Origin of the sequence: Halomonas sp. CKK8 (assembly GCF_029625235.1) — a bacterium.
Classification (GTDB): Bacteria; Pseudomonadota; Gammaproteobacteria; order Pseudomonadales; family Halomonadaceae; genus Halomonas; species Halomonas ventosae.
In genome coordinates this window covers 345,231-359,009 of sequence record NZ_CP121193.1, presented here as the reverse complement: position 1 = coordinate 359,009, position 13,779 = coordinate 345,231, and the positions used below count along the sequence as shown (strand labels likewise).

Sequence of the window (13,779 nt, the reverse complement as noted above, 5' to 3'; positions counted from 1 at the left end):
GCGGCGGCTGGCCACTGCCATCGGCGGTGATCGCCACCAACGGCCCGGTTCAGCGCTTGACACGCCGGTTGACCACGCTGGGGGCCCGGCGCAGGCGTTCCTCCTCGCCCAGGGACTCGGCCTCGAAGGCATCCGCCCCCACCGGGGTCTCGCCATGGCGGCGATAGAGCTGAGTGAGCATCGCCTTGCGATCGCTGCGCAGCTCGCGAACCAGCACCACCACCATCATGTAGAGGATGAAGGTGAAGGGCAGCGCCGAGAGTACCGAGGCCGACTGCAGCCCGGTCAGGCCGCCGGCGGCGATCAGCGTCAGGCAGATGGCGGCGATCAGCACGCCCCACGCCAACCGCTTGAAGAGCGGCGGGTTGATGGAGCCGGCGTCGGTCATCTGCGCGACGATATAGGAGGCGGAGTCCGCGGAGGTGACCAGGAAGATGAAGATCAGCAGCATCGCCACCACCGACAGCGCCCCGGAGAAGGGCATCAACTCGAACATCTCGAACAGCGCCACGGTGATGTTGTCCTGGGTGGCCGCGGCCAGGCCCACGTCGGCACCGAGTTCCATGTTGATGGCGGCACCGCCGAACACGCCGATCCACAGGCAGGCCAGCAGCGGCGGGATCAGCAGCACGCCGAGCACGTACTCCTTGATGGTGCGCCCGCGCGAGACCCGCGCCACGAAGGTGCCGACGAAGGGCGACCAGGCGATCACCCAGGCCCAGTAGAAGATCGTCCAGCTGCTCGCCCAGGTGCTGTCGCCGTAGGGCGAGATGCGCAGGCTCATGCCGATGAAGTTCTGCAGGTAGTCGCCGAGGCCCAGGGTGATCGTCTCGAGGATGGCCACCGTGGGGCCGGTGACCAGCACGTAAAGCATCAGGCCGATGCACAGGATCATGTTGAGGTTGGAGAGGCGCTTGATGCCCTTGTCCAGGCCCGACCAGGTCGAGGCCATATAGGCCAGGAACATCACGAACAGGATGATGAACTGCCACAGGGCGTTCTCGGGCAGGCCGAAGACGGCATTGAGCCCGCCGTTCATCTGCAGCACGCCCAGCCCAAGGGAGGTGGCCACCCCCATCACCGTGGCCACCACCGCGAAGATATCCAGCCAGGAGGCATAGGGACGCACCCTGGGATGCCTGGCGGTCACCGAGGAGAGCACCGAGGAGACCAGACCGGCCTGCCCCTTGCGGAACTGGAAGTAGGCGATGATCAGCCCCACCACCGAGAAGGCCGCCCACTGGTGGATGCCCCAGTTGAAGTAGCTGTACTGGATGGCATAGCGCGCCGACTCGACAGTCTCGGCCGGCACGTCGCCGTAGGGCGGCTCGATATAGTGGGTCATGGGCTCGGCCATGCCGTAGAACACCAGCCCGACGCCGAAGCCCGCGGCCAGCAGCATGCTGATCCAGGAGAAGAAGCTGAAGCTCGGCGAGCTGTCCTGGGGTCCCAGGCGGATCTTGCCGTACTTGCTGAAGGCCAGGCCGAGCAGGAAGAGCACGAAACCGAACACCGAGAAGAGATAGAACCAGCCGAACAGCCGGGTGGTGGTCGAGAGCGCGGCGCTGGCGGCGGCGCCGAAGCCGTCGGGAAAGGCGGCGCCCACCGCCACCAGTGCCAGGATGATCAGCGCCGAGACGGCGAAGACCCGCTGTCCTCCGTGATTCGCCATGAAGACGCGTCCTTTGTCGAGGATTTGTACAAGAATCATGCTACCAGAGAGCCCGGACGCTATCATGCCGACCCGCGGCCGGCCCAGCCCGCCAGGCAGCCTGCCCCCTCGGCGGCGCGGGCATTGCATTCCGCCCCGGCCGCCCCGATGCTAGGAGAAACTCAGCAGGCTAATCGTTTCCGGAGCGCTCCACGACATGTCCCGACTCGCCGACACGCCCCTATCCGTGCTCGACCTGGCCCCGATCCGCGAGGGCGGCAGCGCCGCCGACAGCTTCCGGGAGAGCGTGGCGCTGGCCCGGCTCACCGAGCGGCTCGGCTTCACGCGCTACTGGCTGGCCGAGCACCACAGCATCGAGGGCATCGCCAGCGCCGCCACCGCGGTGCTGATCGGGCATATCGCCGGCGCTACCCAGCGCATCCGGGTGGGCAGCGGCGGCATCATGCTGCCCAACCACCCGCCGCTGGTGGTCGCCGAGCAGTTCGGCACCCTGGAGACCCTCTATCCCGGGCGCATCGACCTGGGCCTGGGGCGCGCGCCAGGTTCCGACGGCCCCACCATGGCCGCCATGCGCCGCGACCCCTATGCCGGCGTCGATGACTTCCCCCAACGACTGGCCGAGCTCCAGGGCTTCCTCGACGACGAGCGGCCGGGCCAGCGGGTGCGGGCGGTGCCCGGCCAGGGCACCCGGGTGCCGCTCTGGCTGCTCGGCTCCAGCGACTTCAGCGCGCGCCTGGCGGCCCGGGAGGGGCTGCCCTTCGCCTTCGCCGCCCAGTTCGCCCCGGCCCAGCTGTTCGAGGCGCTCAGGCTCTATCGCGACAACTTCCGGCCCTCGGCGGTATTGGGCCGGCCCCACGCCATGGTCGGGCTGCCGGTGATCGCCGCCGAGAGCGACCTCCAGGCGGACTACCTCGCCTCCACCGCCCGCCGCAAGTTCCTGGGCATGATCCGCGGCCAGCGCACCAGGGCCCTGCCGCCGGTGGAGACGCTGGACTGGTCGCCCCGTGAGCAGGCCCAGGTGGAGCAGTTCCTGGGCGCCGCGGTAATCGGCGGGCCCGAGACCGTGCGCGAGGGCCTGGAGCGCTTCCTGGAGCTGACCGGCGCCGACGAGCTGATGCTCAATACCGATGTCTACGCCGCCGAGGACCGGCTGCGAAGCTACCAGATCGTCGCCGACGTGTGGCGCTCATGACCCGGACCGACGCCTCGCGACCGACCCTTGGCCATCTCGTCGACGGCTTCCGGCGCATGGCGCCGCTGTCGCTGTTCGTGATCGTCTTCGGGCTGGCCTTCGGGGTGGCGGCCCTGCAGCAGGGGCTCTCCGCGGCCGAGACCCTGCTGATGAGCGGCCTGGTGTTCGCGGGGGCGGCCCAGTTCGCGACCCTGGAGCTGTGGGGCGATACCATCCCGCTGCTGCCGCTGGTGGCCATCACCCTGGCGATCAATGCCCGTCACCTGCTGATGGGCGCCGCCTTCTACCCCCACCTGCGCGACCTCTCCAGCGGGCGTCGCTACGCCAGCCTGATCCTGCTCAGCGACGCCAACTGGGCCATGGCCATGACCGGGGGCTCCCCGGCGTCGCGCCTGGGCATCCTGGTCGGCGGGGGCCTGGCGCTGTGGTCCACCTGGATGCTCGGCACCGGCCTCGGCGTGGCCTTCGGCAGCGGCATCAGCGAACCCGAGCGCTTCGGGCTGGATGCCATCATGGGCTGCTTCCTGCTGGCCATGCTGGTGGGCGACAAGCGCGACCTCGGCGTGCTGCTGCCCTGGGGCGCCGCGGCCCTGGCGGCCCTGGCGGCGATGGCCTGGCTGCCACCCCACGCCCACGTGATCGTGGGGGCGCTGGCGGGCGGCGTGGTGGGCCTGCTGCTGCCCCCCGCGGGCAAGGAGACGGCGCCATGACCCTGTCGGCCGCCAACGGCGGCGTGCTGCTGGCCATCGTGATCATGGCGCTGGTCACCTACCTGACCCGCGCCGGCGGGGTCTTCGTGATGGCCCGGGTGCCCATCGGCCCGCGGGTCGAGCGCTTCATCAACGCCATGGCCGGCTCGGTGCTGGTGGCGGTGATCACCCCCATGGCGGTGAACGGCGACGGCGGGGCCCGGATGGCCCTGGTCGCCACGGCGGGAGTGATGCTGGTGGTGCGCAAGCCGCTGCCGGCCATCGCCGCCGGAATCCTGACCGCCGCCCTGTGGCGGCTGGTCGCCTCCTGAGCCCGCCTCGGAACGAAGCGCCCGCCGCGCTTTCCAAGGGGCAGTCATTCACGGGGCGCCGGCCGTGCCGACGCCCCTCACAGACACTGGAGTCCCGCATGCCCGATCCCCATGACCCGCGCCGCGATGCACAGCAGAATGCCGCCTGGCGCGCCGCCCGAGAGTGGCAGGCACGCGCCCGCCAGACCCGCGCCGACGGCCCCCTGGGCGGCCTGAAGCTGCTGCTCACCTGGCTGCTGTTCGGCGCCATGATGATCGTCGCCATGGTGCTGGGGCTGTTCTTCCTGCTCATCGGCTGGGCGATGATGCCCTTCCTGCGCCACCGCATGAAGAAGCGGATGGAGCAGATGCGCGCCGACCGGGCCGAGGACGTGGACGGCAGCGTCCACTACCGCGAGACCCGCTATCGCGAGGGACGCGACGCGGGCGGCCGCTACCGCGAACAGCAGGTGCTGGAGGGCGACTATGAAGTCAGGGAGGAGGAGACCCGCGACGAGGCGCGCAAGGACCGCAACCGCCCCTAACGACTAACGTTACCGACAGGGCCCGCCGGGAGGCAGGCCCTGTCGGATTATAGAGGCGCTCAATGGCTTGCCAGCGCCTCGAGGGTGGCGGCATTGGGACAGAAGTCACACGCCTCGGGCGCCGGTTCCTCGCTGAGCACCCGCGCACAGCGCGCCTTGAAGGGGCACCCGGTACAGACCCGCTCGAGGTCGCGCTTCACCCCGTTGCCGACCACCAGGGGTGTCATCTCGTCGACCCCGTAGACCGCCATCATGCGGGGCAGCTGGTCGTCGGCAGAGCCGCCATCGGACCAGAACAGCGAAGCGTCGACCCGGGCCAGACCCAGGTCACGCAACCGTGACTCACGGCTGGCCTCATCGAGACTCAGCCATTCCCGGTACTGGCGTCCGCGCCGCCAGGCACCGGCCATCGAGTGGGCCAGGCGCCCGGCCGTGGCGTGGATACCGTCGCGAAGACCATCACGTAGTGTGCTCATGGGGCAATCCTCCGATAGGGCAGATCCATGAGCTCACCCTAGGTCAGTCCGTGCCGCCCAACCTTGACCTGCATCAGCCAAGGGACGTGTCAGCGGCTCAGCCGATATCGGCCGGGCGCAGCACAGCCACCGGACAGCGCGCCTCATGCAGCACCTCGTGGCTAACGCTGCCGGCCACCACCTGGGAGAGCCCGCTGCGCCCGTGGGTGGTCATGGCCAGCATGGTGTCCTGGCAGTCCGCCAGGTAGCTGACGATGGAATCCGCCGGGTCACCGTGCAGCACCTCCCAGTCCAGGTTCATGGCATGCTCGCTGCGCAGGCGTCGCGCCAGACCATGCACATAGCCGGACTCCATCACGTCGGCATGGCCGCCATCGAGGGGCACCGCCGCGGCGGCCGCGGTGTCGATGACCTGCAGCAGCTGCAGGCGGGCGTCCAGCCGCTTGGAGAGTGCCACCGCATGGGGCAGGATCGCCTCGGAGAGCTTCGAGCCATCCACGCAGACCATCAGCACTTTTACCTGTTGATGCGCCTTCGCATCGAAGCGCGGCCCGCACAGGTAGACCGGCCGGTCCGCACGCCGCACGACGCCGGCGGTGACGCTGCCGATCAGCATCTCGGGTACCGGCCGCCGGCCGTGGGCCATCATGCACAGCCCCACCTCCTCCCGGCCGGCCAGCTGGCCCAGGTAGTCCTTGGCACTCGCGTGGACGGCCACCTCGATGCTGGCGTCCTCCGCCTGCTGGTCCGCCAGGCGCGACTGCAGTGCCGCGCGCCGGGCCTCCACCCGCTCCTCGCTGGCCACCACCGAGGTCACGCAGAGCGGTACCGCCAGCTGCCGAGCCAGTTGCTGGCCGAGCACCAGGGCCCGCTGCGAGGCGTCGCTCTCGTCCATCGCCACATGAATCTTGTCCATCGTCAGGCTCCTCTGGATAACGTTGTTCTTGAAATTGCGGTAGTGGAGATCAGGGTGACTTGCGGGCCGGATCCCGCGCGGCTCGGCGCCTTAGGCCGGGCAGTGGCCGGTGCAGCAGGGCATAGGCCAGCGCGCCGACCACCACCCCCCAGAAGGCCGAGCCCAATCCCAGGAAGCTCATGCCCGAGGCCGTGGCGATGAAGGTGATCACCGAGGCCTCCAGGTGGTCCTTGTGGGCGGCGAAGGCGCTGAGGTTGCTGGTGATGGCGCCGATCAGCGCCAGGCCCGCCAACACCGCGACGAACTCGCCGGGCAGCGAGGTGAAGAGCAGCACGATGGTGCCGGCGAAGGTGCCGCCGATCAGGTAGAAGACCCCATTGGCGACCCCGGCCACGTAGCGCTTGTCGGGATCCTCATGGGCCTCCTTGCTGGTGCAGATCGCCGCCGTGATTGCCGCGATCACCGTGGTGATGCCGCCGAAGAAGGCGGTAACGAAGGAGGTCAGGCTGGTCACGGTGACGATCGGCTTGGCCGCGGTGTTGTAGCCGGCGCTGCGCATGATCGCCATGCCCGGCAGAAACTGGCCGGTCAGGCTGACCAGCACCAGCGGGATGGCCAGGCTCAGGGTGGCGTTCCATGTCCACTCGGGACGGATGAACTGCGGGTCGGCCAGGCTCAGCGTCACGCCCTTGAGGCTGGCATCCTCGAACACCACCGCCAGCATGACGCCGACCACCAGCAGCGCCACCAGGCTGTAGCGCGGTGTCAGCCGCTTGAACACCAGGTAGGTCAGGATCATGCCCAGGGTCAGCGCCGGCACCGCTTCCAGGGAGACGAAGACCCCGACCCCGAACTGGAACAGGATGCCCGCCATCATGGCGCTGGCGATGCCCGGCGGGATCGCCTGGATGATGCGGTCGAAGGAGCCGGTGATGCCGATCACGAAGATCACCGCCGCCGCCGTGAGGTAGGCCCCCACCGCCTCGTTCAGTGACAGGCCGGGGAACAGCGTAACCAGCAGCGCCGTACCCGGTGCCGACCAGGCGGTGACCACGGGCACCTTCAGCCACAGGCTGAGCGCGATCCCCGAGACGGCGGCGCCGATGGAGATCGCCCACACCCAGGAGGTCATCATGGCCGTCGAGATCTCGGCGCTCTGGGCTGCCTGGAAGAAGATCGCCAGGGGGCCGGAGTAGGAGACCAGCACCGCCACGAAGCCGGCAGTGATCGCGGGTATCGACCAATCCTTGTGAAGTCGCATGCAACGTCTCTCCGTCACACCTCAGGCGACGCCGAGGTGGGTGTCGAGGATGGTGGGATCGTCCTTCAGGCCACGGGAGTCGCCGCTGTAGACCACTTCGCCCTTGACCAGCAGGATGTGCTTCTCGGCCACGTCGAGCAGGTTGTCGATGTTCTTGTCGACGATGATGGTGGCGATGCCCGAGGCCTTGATCTCGTGGATGATCTTCCAGATCTCGTCACGGATCAGCGGTGCGAGACCCTCGGTGGCCTCGTCGAGGATCATCAGGTCCGGGTTGAGGGTCAGGGCCCGGCCGATGGAGAGCATCTGCTGCTCGCCCCCGGAGAGGAAGGAGCCGTCATGGTTGATGCGCTGGCCGAGTCGCGGGAAGGTGTCCAGCACCCGCTCCAGGGTCCAGGGCGACTCACCCCGCTCGTTGGGCCGAGCGGCCATGATCAGGTGCTCGCGCACGCTGATGCCCGGGAAGATGCCGCGCCCTTCCGGCACATAGCCGATGCCCTGGCGGATCACCTGCCAGGGGCGCCGCTTCGCCGCGGATACACCCTTGATGAACACCTCGCCGCGGCGCGGTGGCACGAAGCCCAGGATCGACTTCAGGGTGGTGGTCTTGCCCATGCCGTTGCGCCCCATCAGGCTCAGCGTTTCGCCGGGCATCAGGGTGAGGTCGACGCCGTGCAGGATGTGGCTCTCGCCATAGTAGGTATGCAGCCCGCGGGCATCGATCAGCGGGGTGATCTGTTGTTGTGCCGTCATGCCGAAGCCTCCTCGTGGTGGCGCCCGAGATAGACGTCACGCACCTTCTCGCTGGCGCGGATCTGCTCGGTGGGCCCGCTCTCCAGCACGCAGCCGTCGACCATCACGGTGATGCGATCGGCCAGGCGGAAGACGCTGTCCATGTCGTGCTCGATCAGTACCAGGGTGTAGCGGTCAGTGAGGCTCTCGAGCAGTTCCGTGACCTGCACGGTCTCCTCACGGCCCATGCCGGCCATGGGCTCGTCGAGCAACATCAGGGTGGGGGCCGTGGCCAGCACCATGGCGATCTGCAGTTGGCGCTGCTCGCCATAGCTCATGTCGGCGGCCGGCGTATAGGCACGATGGACCAGGTGGCAGGTCTCGAGTACCTCCAGCGCCCGCTCGCCGACCTCCCGGGCCCGCTTCCGGGAACGCCAGCTGCCGAACACACCGCCCATATGGATGCGGGCGGCCAGCTCGCAATTCTGCAGGCAGTTGAGACGCGGGAAGATGTTGGTCTTCTGGTGGCTCCGGCCGATGCCCATGCGGGCGATCTGACGCATGCTCTTGCCCTGGATCGGCTTGCCGTGGAACAGCACCTGGCCCTCCGAGGGGGGGATCTCCCCCGACAGCAGGTTAATCAGGGTGCTCTTGCCGGCGCCGTTGGGCCCAAGGATGGCGTGGATCTCGCCCGGCCGGACGTCAAAGTCCACGTCGTTGACCGCTACCAGGCCGCCAAAGCGGCGGGTCAGCCCCTGGGTGAGGAGTATCGGTTCCTGGCTCATGGCTTAGCCCTCCTTGCTCTGGGTAGCGGACCGGCCCGTGATGACGCCTTCGGGGGTCTCCTCGTCATCGACCGGGGTGGCCTTGCGTCGCCAGGGCGGCGCGATGATCAGGCCGGCGATGCCACGCGGCAGCACCAGCACGGCAGCGATGATGGTCAGGCCCATCAGGATCGGCCAGTGCATGGTCAGGTGCTCATAGACGTAGAGCAGGATCTCGTAGGCGAAGGCACCGAGGATGGGGCCGAAGATGGTGCCCATGCCGCCGAGGATCAGCATCATCAGCACCTCGCCGGAGGTGTGCCAGCCGAGCTGTGCCGGGTTGGCGAAGCCGTACTGCATGGCGGCCAGCATGCCGGCGATGGCGGCGAGGACGCCGGCGATCACGAAGGCGACCAGCTTGTAGCCGTTGGTGGCATAGCCGAGCGCCTGCATGCGGTGCTCGTTGTCGTGGATGCCGTCGAGCACCTGGCCGAAGTAGGAGCGGGTCAGCCAGCGCAGGAACAGGAAGCCCGCGACCAGCATCCCCAGGCAGAAGTAGAAGAAGGTGTGGGGGTCGCTGATGTCCAGCAAGGTCGTCTCGCCGACCGTCAGGTCGGGGCGGAACATGATGAAGACCCCGTCCGTGCCGCCGGCGAACGGCGCGGTACTGACCAGGTAGTAGAGCATCTGGCCGAAGGCCAGGGTGGTCATGATGAAGTAGATGCCCTTGGTGCGGATCACTAGCAGGCCTACCACCAAGGCGGCGACGGCCGACACCAGCATGACCAGCGGCAGCATCCACCACATGGAGGCCGCATCGAAATCGGGGCTGGCCAGCGCCAGGGTATAGGCGCCGAGACCGAAGAACAGCGCGTGGCCCAGGCTGACCAGGCCGACGATGCCGACCAGCAGGTCCAGGCTCATGGCGAACAGCGCCAGGATCACCATCAGGGTCAGCTTCTCGAGGATGAAGTCCGACTGGCTGCCGAACAGCGCCGGCCCCCAGAGCGGGTAGATCGCGACGATGGCCAGCAGTACCAGCATGATGACCGCGACGCGCTTGGGATATCTATGCAACATGTCTCAGTCTCCTCAAGCGAACAGGCCGCGGGGCTTGACCAGCAGCACGGCAGCCATGATCAGGTAGATCACCATGCTGGCGATGCTCGGGATCAGCACCGAACCGAAGGTCTCGGCCATGCCGATCAGGATGGCGCCCCAGAAGGCCCCCTTGATCGAGCCGATCCCGCCGATGACCACCACCACGAAACAGGTGATCAGGATGCTGTCGCCCATGCCCGGGGTGATGGAGGTCAGCGGAGCGGCGATCATGCCGGCGAAGGCGGTCAGGGCCACGCCGACGCTGAAGATCAGGGTGAACAGGGTGCGCACATTGATGCCCAGGCCCTCCACCATGTCACGGTTCACGGCACCGGCACGGATGATGATGCCGAGGCGCGTGTGGCGGATCACCCAGTAGATGACCCCGGCCAGCGCCAGGCAGACGCCCATCACGAACAGCCGGTAGACCGAGTACTGCAGGTTGTCGGTCAGCTGCAGGCTGGCGTCGAAGGGCGCCGGGATTGCCACGCTGTGGACGTCGCCGCCCCAGATGATGCGTTGCGCCTCGTTGATCACCAGGATCAGGCCGAAGGTCAACAGCACCTGGTAGAGGTGGTCGCGCTTGTAGAGCGTATCCAGGAACAGCCGCTCGATGATCAGCCCCAGGGCGACGGCGATAGGAATGGCGATGACGATCGCCAGCCAGAAGTTGCCCAGCCGCGTGGTCAGGTCCCAGACAAGGTAGGCGCCGATCATGTACATGGCCCCGTGGGCCAGGTTGATGATGCCCATGATGCCGAAGATCAGGGTCAGGCCACTGGCGATCAGGAACAGCAGCAGTCCGTACTGCAGCCCGTTGAGGAGCTGCACACCAAAGAATGCGAGATCCATGAGATCTCCTCCGCGATGGAAGGGGCGAGCCTGGCTCGCCCCGGGAAGTCAGACGGTTACCGGTTCACATCTGGCAGGCGTCGTCCGGCACCTCGAGTTGCTCGGCGGCGACGCCGACCACCTCATGCTTGCCATCGCGGATCTCGCGCAGGTAGACGTTCTGGATCGGGTGGTGGGAATCGGAGAAGCTCATCAGGCCCCGCGGGCTCTCCAGCTCGACGCTGGCCAGGGCCTCGATCAGCGCGTCCCGGTCCTCGGTGTTGCCGCCGACCGCGTCGAGCGCCTGGACCATCATGGCGCCGGTGTCATAGCCCTGCACCGAGTAGGTGTCCGGGGTCACGTCGTAGGCGTCCTCGTAGGCCGACACGAAGGCCTGGTTCTCCTCGCTGTCCAGGGTCTCGGCATAGTGCATGGTGGTCAGCACGCCCTCGCCGGCACCGTCCATGGCCGCGATGTTGCCCTCGGTGAGGAAGCCCGAGCCCATCAGCGGGATGCTCTCCTTGAGGCCGGCGGCGGCATAGTCGCGCACGAAGCTGACCCCGCCGCCGCCGGCGAAGAAGGTGTAGACGGCATCCGGGGCGATGCTGGCGATCTGGGTGAGGTAGCTCTGGAACTCGGTGCTCGGGAAGGGCACCAGGATCTCCTCGACGATCTCGCCGCCCTCCGCCTCGAAGGCCTCCTTGAAGCCGGCCACGTCCTCCTTGCCGCCGGCGTAATCCCAGGTGATGGTCACGACCTCGCGGTGCCCCCGGTCATGGGCGACCTTGCCCATAGGGAAGCTGTTCTGCCACATACTGAACGAGGTGCGGAACACGTTGGGCATGCATAGCTGGTTGGTGGCAGCCTCCAGGCCGGCATTGGGGATGATGGTGATGGCGCCGGTCTGCTTGGCCACCCGCAGCATGCCCATGGCCACGCCGGAGTGGACCGGGCCGATCACGAAGTCGACGCCATCGCCCTTGACCAGGCGACTCATGTTCTGGGGCGCCTTAGAGGGATTGGCCTCGGAATCGAGCTGCACGTACTCGACCTCACGGCCGCCGAGCTGGCCGCCGTTCTGCTCGATGGCAAGCTTGAGGCCGTTGGTGATGGCCTCGCCCAGCGCCGTGTAGGTGCCGGAGTAGGGCAGCATCAGGCCAACCTTGACCGGATGATTGTCCGCCATGGCGGCAGAAGCTGACATCAGGGTAGCGGTGCCCAGTAGGGTAGCGAGGGCGGTCTTCTTGAGGTTTTTCATGGTGACTCTCAGGGGTTGCTTGTTATTGGGCTTGCTGTCGTGTGGGGGCGTCCCTGTCCCGGTGCTTTCCATCACATTCAGACGTGATAGACGTCGATGACCTGGTGGATATAGTCGTTGTTCAGCACCACTGTCTTCTTCGTGATCAGCGGCGTCTCCTCCGACACGTCCAGGGTGTAGAAACAGGCACCAAAGAAGCTGTCGGTCTTCTTGTAGCGGTGGACGAGCGTGTGCCAGTTGAAGCGCAGCTCCACCGTATCGCCCTCCTCCTTGAGCACCTCGAGGTTGGTGATCTGGTGGGTGGTCCGCGGCTCCGGCGTGCTCGCCCCGCTGCGTTCGGTCTTGATCCGGTAGACCCGGTCCTCGAGCCCTTCGCGGTTCGGGTAATAGATCAGCGAGATCTCGGCGTTCGGATCCCGGGTCAGCTGGTCGTCGTCGTCCCAGGCCGGCATCCAGAACACCGCGTCCTTGCTGTAGCACTCGAGCCACTCGTCCCACTGGCGGTCGTCGAGCAGGCGCGCCTCGCGGTACAGGAAGGCCTGGATGTCGTGATAGCTGATGCTCATGGTCTCTCTCCCTTGACAGGTCGCGGGTCGCTTAGGCGGACGCGGTGGCGATAAACTGGCTGCGTTCCTTGTCGATGGCGCGCAGCATCTCGTCGACCCAGTGCTTGTGGTGCAGCACGTAGAGGCCCTCGTCTTCCGGGGAGGCCCCGCTGAGCAGCGGCTTCATGCCGATCGCCTGGGCGTTCTCGTCGGCGCCCTCGATCCACTGCTTGGCGCCGCGCGACAGGTCGCTCCACTCGGAAAGCGCGCCGTTGTAGCCCTCCTGGCAGGCACGGAACTCCTCGAGGTCGTCCGGCGTGCCCATGCCCGAGACGTTGAAGAAGTCCTCGTACTGGCGAATGCGCACCCGGCGGTTCTCCGCGGACTCGCCCTTGGGCGCGAAGCAGTAGATGGTGACCTCGGTCTTGTCCACGGCGAGCGGACGCAGCACGCGGATCTGCGTGGAGAACTGGTCCATCAGGTAGACGTTGGGGTAGAGGCAGAGGTTGCGGGTCTGGTTGACGATGGAGTCGGCCCGCGCCTCGCCCAGCTCCTTCTCGATCCACTCCTTGTTGCTGTAGACCGGGCGCACCTCGGGGTTGAGCAGCCGGGTCCACAGCATCATGTGGCCGTTCTCGTAGGAGTAGAAGCCGCCCTGGCTCTTCGACCAGCCGTCGGCGTCCACCGCCTTGGTACCGCCGGCGTCGTAGTTGCGCCGCTCCATGGTCGAGGCGTAGTTCCAGTGCACCGAGCTCACGTGGTAGCCGTCGGCGCCGTTCTCGGCCTGCAGCTTCCAGTTGCCGGTGTAGGTGTACGACGAGGTGCCGCGCAGGATCTCCAGGCCTTCCGGCGCCTGGTCGACGATGTTGTCGATGATCTTGGTGGTCTCGCCCAGGTAGTCTTCCAGCAGCTGAACGTCGTCGCTTAGGCTGCCGAACAAGAAGCCCTTGTAGTTCTCGAAGCGTGGCAGGCGTGTGAGGTCGTGGGAGCCCTCCTGCTTGAAGCTATCCGGGTAGGCGCCGTTCTTCTCGTTCTTGGCCTTGAGCAGCGTGCCGTCGTTCTTGAAGGTCCAGCCGTGGAAGGGGCAGGTGAAGGTGCCCTTGTTGCCCTGCTTGCGACGGCACAGGGTGGCGCCGCGGTGGGCGCAGGCGTTGATCAGGCCGTGCAGCTCGCCCTGCTTGTCGCGGGTGATCACCACCGGTTGGCGGCCCATGGTCACGGTGACGTAGTCGCCCGGCTCGCTGACCTGGCTCTCGTGGGCCAGGAACAGCCAGTTGCCCTCGAAGATGTGCTTCATCTCCAGGTCGAAGAAGTCGCGGTCGGTGAACATGCTGCGGTGGCAGCGGAAGATGCCGTTGTCGGCGTCGTCGACGACGGCGCCGCGGACGCGCTCTTCGAGTTGGTCAAGCTTGCTGGTCATGATCCGATACCTCTTATTGTCTGGGCGTGGCTGCCTTCAGCGGGGCCCACCGCCTTGGCGGCGAGC

15 protein-coding genes are annotated in these 13,779 nt (G+C 67.2%); 4 read left to right on the top strand and 11 right to left on the bottom strand.

Annotated elements, in window-relative coordinates; all coding sequences use genetic code 11:
• Nucleotides 1–49: 49 nt before the first annotated feature.
• Nucleotides 50–1,672, bottom strand: coding sequence for a BCCT family transporter (locus tag P8934_RS01730; RefSeq protein WP_278032635.1), 1,623 nt, complete (start codon nt 1,670–1,672; stop codon nt 50–52).
• Nucleotides 1,673–1,868: 196 nt separating this feature from the next.
• Here P8934_RS01730 and P8934_RS01725 point away from each other — a divergent pair, with 196 nt between their 5' ends.
• From P8934_RS01725 to P8934_RS01710, 4 genes are all read left to right on the top strand, one after another.
• Nucleotides 1,869–2,864 (top strand): LLM class flavin-dependent oxidoreductase, encoded by a 996-nt coding sequence (locus P8934_RS01725; protein WP_278032634.1) that lies wholly within the window; start codon nt 1,869–1,871, stop codon nt 2,862–2,864.
• Nucleotides 2,861–3,574, top strand: coding sequence for an AzlC family ABC transporter permease (locus P8934_RS01720; RefSeq protein WP_278032633.1), 714 nt, complete (start codon nt 2,861–2,863; stop codon nt 3,572–3,574). Before P8934_RS01725 ends, P8934_RS01720 begins: the two co-directional genes overlap by 4 nt.
• Complete coding sequence (locus P8934_RS01715; RefSeq protein ID WP_278032632.1) at nt 3,571–3,885, top strand: AzlD domain-containing protein; 315 nt, start codon at nt 3,571–3,573, stop codon at nt 3,883–3,885. Before P8934_RS01720 ends, P8934_RS01715 begins: the two co-directional genes overlap by 4 nt.
• A 98-nt stretch (nt 3,886–3,983) precedes the next feature.
• Nucleotides 3,984–4,409, top strand: coding sequence for a hypothetical protein (locus P8934_RS01710; protein WP_278032631.1), 426 nt, complete (start codon nt 3,984–3,986; stop codon nt 4,407–4,409).
• 59 nt (nt 4,410–4,468) lie between these two features.
• Here P8934_RS01710 and P8934_RS01705 read toward each other — a convergent pair whose 3' ends face one another.
• From P8934_RS01705 to P8934_RS01660, 10 genes are all read right to left on the bottom strand, one after another.
• Nucleotides 4,469–4,885 (bottom strand): DUF6455 family protein, encoded by a 417-nt coding sequence (locus P8934_RS01705; protein WP_278032630.1) that lies wholly within the window; start codon nt 4,883–4,885, stop codon nt 4,469–4,471.
• A gap of 97 nt (nt 4,886–4,982) precedes the next feature.
• Complete coding sequence (locus tag P8934_RS01700; protein WP_278032629.1) at nt 4,983–5,801, bottom strand: universal stress protein; 819 nt, start codon at nt 5,799–5,801, stop codon at nt 4,983–4,985.
• 49 nt (nt 5,802–5,850) lie between these two features.
• Complete coding sequence (locus P8934_RS01695) at nt 5,851–7,062, bottom strand: benzoate/H(+) symporter BenE family transporter (RefSeq protein WP_278032628.1); 1,212 nt, start codon at nt 7,060–7,062, stop codon at nt 5,851–5,853.
• Nucleotides 7,063–7,083: 21 nt separating this feature from the next.
• Entirely contained in the window at nt 7,084–7,815 is a 732-nt protein-coding gene (locus P8934_RS01690) for an ABC transporter ATP-binding protein (RefSeq protein ID WP_278032627.1), read from the bottom strand.
• A complete protein-coding gene (locus P8934_RS01685) occupies nt 7,812–8,579 on the bottom strand; it encodes an ABC transporter ATP-binding protein (protein WP_278032626.1) in 768 nt (255 codons plus the stop codon). The genes P8934_RS01690 and P8934_RS01685 overlap by 4 nt, the downstream gene beginning before the upstream one ends.
• A gap of 3 nt (nt 8,580–8,582) precedes the next feature.
• Nucleotides 8,583–9,638 carry a branched-chain amino acid ABC transporter permease gene (locus P8934_RS01680; RefSeq protein WP_278032625.1) on the bottom strand — a complete coding sequence of 352 codons (1,056 nt, stop codon included), beginning with the start codon at nt 9,636–9,638 and terminating at the stop codon, nt 8,583–8,585.
• Nucleotides 9,639–9,650: 12 nt separating this feature from the next.
• On the bottom strand, nt 9,651–10,511 hold the full coding sequence (locus P8934_RS01675; protein WP_278032624.1) for a branched-chain amino acid ABC transporter permease: 861 nt from the start codon (nt 10,509–10,511) through the stop codon (nt 9,651–9,653).
• A gap of 64 nt (nt 10,512–10,575) precedes the next feature.
• Nucleotides 10,576–11,748 carry an ABC transporter substrate-binding protein gene (locus tag P8934_RS01670; protein WP_278032623.1) on the bottom strand — a complete coding sequence of 391 codons (1,173 nt, stop codon included), beginning with the start codon at nt 11,746–11,748 and terminating at the stop codon, nt 10,576–10,578.
• Nucleotides 11,749–11,825: 77 nt separating this feature from the next.
• Nucleotides 11,826–12,314, bottom strand: a complete 489-nt coding sequence (gene benB / locus P8934_RS01665) for a benzoate 1,2-dioxygenase small subunit (protein ID WP_278032622.1) — start codon at nt 12,312–12,314, stop codon at nt 11,826–11,828.
• A 31-nt stretch (nt 12,315–12,345) separates the two neighbouring features.
• The gene (locus P8934_RS01660) at nt 12,346–13,713 is read right to left on the bottom strand and encodes a Rieske 2Fe-2S domain-containing protein (RefSeq protein WP_278032616.1); all 1,368 of its coding nucleotides are present in this window, start codon (nt 13,711–13,713) and stop codon (nt 12,346–12,348) included.
• Nucleotides 13,714–13,779: the final 66 nt, after the last annotated feature.